Genomic DNA, 3,452 nt, shown 5'->3' with positions numbered 1-3,452 from the left:
GGGACACGATCGATCCGCCGTTGCCGCCGCCCGCCGACTGGGATCGCAGTTCGCGCGATCCTCGGGCGGACGACGATTTCGCCGACCTGGCTGGGGATGCAACCGGTAACGAGGACACTGCACCGCCCGCGACCTACACCGAGGACGCCGCCGTCGACAGCTGCGCGGTCGCGGCGGAGGACGAGGGCCGACGCCTCGCGCCGCTCGCACGCGTGCAGGACATCACCGATGTCGACGCCCGCCGCGACGGCAGCTGGTACGTCCAGGGCACGATCGAACTGCGCGACGGCTATCGCAACGCGGATCGGCAGGAACAGCGTTTCCGCTGCACGATCGTGACCGGCGAATATCCGCGCGTGGTGATCGAGGGCTTCGACGTCGCTGCGCGCTGATCTAAGGTCGACGCGATGATCGGGTAGACGACCCGCCGCACGGAGTCGCGTTGATGTTGAGCCTGTTTTTCCTGGTAGCGGTGCAGACGGTCACGATTCGTGGCGATTATCATGGCATCACGACGCATGAGCCCGAAATACCCTGGCTAATGCGGTCGGAGACAGCGCGCTGCGCAGCCGGGATCGCCGAGATCAAATATGAATCGACCCGTGACTTGCAAGGGACGCGCGTGACGTCGCTCAGATGGAATGACGTCCCGCTGCCCGCGGAGCGGCTCCGCTGGCTGAACCAGTTCATGGAAGTTCAGCGCGCGCGCGACATTCGCTTCGGTTATTGCTTCATCAAGCCGCCAAACGATTTGGACGGCGTGGCGATTGAGGTGACCGCCCATCCCGAGCGGTCACAGCAGCCCGGTGCCCGGCGATACTTCAATTTCGGGGCGGACGGCATCTCTCAGTCTCGCTGATCCCGCCTGCGCCCTTTCCACGCGCCCGCGACCCGGTTATCGGGTCGCGGCATGGAAACTCCCCAGCAATCGATCCTGATCGTCGATTTCGGCAGCCAGGTGACGCAGTTGATCGCACGCCGCGTCCGCGAGGCCGGCGTCTATAGCGAGATCGCGCCGTTCAACGCCGCGGAAGCCGCCTTTGCGCGGATGAAGCCCGCCGGCATCATCCTGTCGGGCAGCCCGGCATCGGTGCTGGACGAGGGCAGCCCGCGCGCACCCCAGGCGATCTTTGACAGCGGCCTGCCGGTGCTGGGCATCTGCTACGGCCAGCAGACGATGATGCATCAGCTGGGCGGCGAGGTGCGGCTGGGCGATTCGGGCGAGTTCGGTCGCGCCTTCATCACCATCGACGATCGCTGCGCGCTGTTCGACGGCATGTGGGCGGAAGGCGAGACGCACCAGGTGTGGATGAGCCACGGCGACAAGGTGACTGCGCTCGCCCCCGGGTTCCGCGCCGTCGCGTCCAGCCCCGGCGCGCCCTTTGCCGTGATCGCCGACGATGCGCGGCGCTATTATGCGATGCAATTCCACCCGGAGGTGGTTCATACGCCCGACGGCGCGCGGCTGATCGCCAATTTCGCCCGCCATGTCTGCGGCCTCAAGGGCGACTGGACGATGGCCGAGTTCCGCGCCGCCAAGATCGCCGAAATCCGCGCGCAGGTCGGCAAGGGCCGGGTGATCTGCGGCCTGTCGGGCGGGGTCGACTCGGCGGTCGCCGCGGTGCTGATCCATGAGGCGATCGGCGAGCAGCTGACCTGCGTGTTCGTGGACCATGGCCTGATGCGCGCGGGCGAGGCGGATCAGGTCGTCAGCCTGTTCCGCGGCCATTACAACATCCCGCTCGTCCATGTGAATGCGGAGACGTTGTTCCTCAATGGCCTGGCCGGCGTCACCGACCCGGAGGCCAAGCGCAAGTTCATCGGCAAGACGTTTATCGACGTGTTCGAGGACGAGGCGCGCAAGATCGGCGGGGCGGAGTTCCTGGCGCAGGGCACGCTCTATCCCGATGTGATCGAGAGCGTTTCCTTCACGGGCGGCCCGTCGGTGACGATCAAGAGCCACCACAATGTCGGTGGCCTGCCCGAACGCATGAACATGAAGCTGGTCGAGCCGCTGCGCGAGCTGTTCAAGGACGAGGTCCGCGCGCTGGGTCGCGAGCTGGGGCTGCCCGACATCTTCGTCGGGCGGCACCCGTTTCCGGGGCCCGGCCTGGCCATCCGCATCCCCGGCGAAGTCACCAAGGCGCGCTGCGACATCCTGCGCAAGGCGGATGCGATCTATCTGGAGGAAATCCGCAATGCCGGGCTGTACGATGCGATCTGGCAGGCATTTGCGGTGCTGCTGCCGGTGCGCAGCGTCGGCGTGATGGGCGACGGGCGCACGTACGACAATGTGCTGGCGCTGCGTGCCGTGACCAGCACCGACGGGATGACGGCGGAGGCTTTCAGCTTTCCCGGAGACTTCCTGCCCCGCGTCGCGACGCGCATCATCAACGAAGTTCGCGGCATCAACCGCGTCACCTACGACTATACGAGCAAGCCGCCCGGCACGATCGAGTGGGAATGATTTTTGCCCATCCGGGCGTATCCAAAAATACGCCACGATGCGATATAAGTGACTGAAATATATAAATAAATATCTCGGAATCTTTCGGCATCTATCGCTGGGTTAGCCTCCGGAATGACGGTATGGTTGACGGTATGGCGCATCTTGTCTCAGTCGAAAATCGCATATACCGTCAGGGCTAAGAGAGCTTTTGACGGTATATTTTTCGGCGTAATGCTATGTAAACGCATGGAAAATACCAATCAGAAGGGCCGTTTTTGGCCTGACGGTATAATTGGGCGCTCTCCGGCATATTTTGACCAACCTGGAGGGTGTGGATGTTGACCGACGCCGTCATTAAGACACTGAAACCGAAAGAGAAATTATACAAGATCGTGGACCGTGACGGTATGTATGTCGTGGTCCAGCCCTCGGGCGCGATCGTCTTCCGCCTGGACTACCGACTGAACGGCCGCCGGGAGACGTTGACGCTGGGGCGCTACGGTCCCGCTGGGCTCTCCCTGGCTCGGGCGCGTGAGAAGGTGGTCGATGCTCGACGCGCCATTTCGGAGGGCCGCTCGCCGGCGCAGGAAAAGCAGCGCGAGAAGCGTCGCCTCCAGGAGGCGAAGAGCTTTGGCCAGTTCGGTGAGCGCTGGCTTCAGGAAGCGCGAATGGCGGACAGCACGCGCGCCATGCGTCGATCAATCTTTGAGCGCGACATTCTTCCGGCGTTTCGCAACCGTCTGCTGCCGGAGATCCTGCCGGAGGATCTGCGCGGGCTGTGTGCGAAGGTGAAGGAGCGTGGAGCTCCGGCAACGGCGGTCCACGTCAGGGACATCGTGAAGCTGGTCTTCGCCTTCGCCATTCTGCATGGCGAGAAGGTCGCTAACCCGGCCGACGAAGTTGGCCCGGCGTCGATCGCGACCTTCGTGCCGAAGGACCGATCCCTGTCTCCGGCGGAGATCCGCATCATGCTCAGCCAGATCGAGCATGTGGCGACGCTGCC

The 3,452-nt window shown here is 64.0% G+C and carries 3 protein-coding genes and 1 pseudogene; all 4 read left to right on the top strand.

The annotated features are described in order from the left end of the window. Positions 1 to 392: pseudogene (locus tag AX709_RS18835) on the top strand (hypothetical protein); the annotation flags it as partial. A gap of 53 nt (positions 393 to 445) precedes the next feature. Continuing rightward, the gene (locus tag AX709_RS03655) at positions 446 to 859 is read left to right on the top strand and encodes a hypothetical protein (protein WP_066546931.1); all 414 of its coding nucleotides are present in this window, start codon (positions 446 to 448) and stop codon (positions 857 to 859) included. Between the two features lie 51 nt (positions 860 to 910). Continuing rightward, a complete protein-coding gene (gene guaA / locus AX709_RS03650) occupies positions 911 to 2,467 on the top strand; it encodes a glutamine-hydrolyzing GMP synthase (RefSeq protein ID WP_066476856.1) in 1,557 nt (518 codons plus the stop codon). Between the two features lie 317 nt (positions 2,468 to 2,784). After that, the coding region (locus AX709_RS03645; protein ID WP_156454141.1) for a tyrosine-type recombinase/integrase at positions 2,785 to 3,452 on the top strand (668 nt) is incomplete at its 3' end.

This window comes from Sphingomonas sp. CCH15-F11 (assembly GCF_001557005.1).
Lineage (GTDB): Bacteria > Pseudomonadota > Alphaproteobacteria > Sphingomonadales > Sphingomonadaceae > Sphingomonas.
The sequence above is the reverse complement of the archived record's forward strand: the minus strand, read 5'-3'. Positions and strand labels throughout refer to the sequence as shown.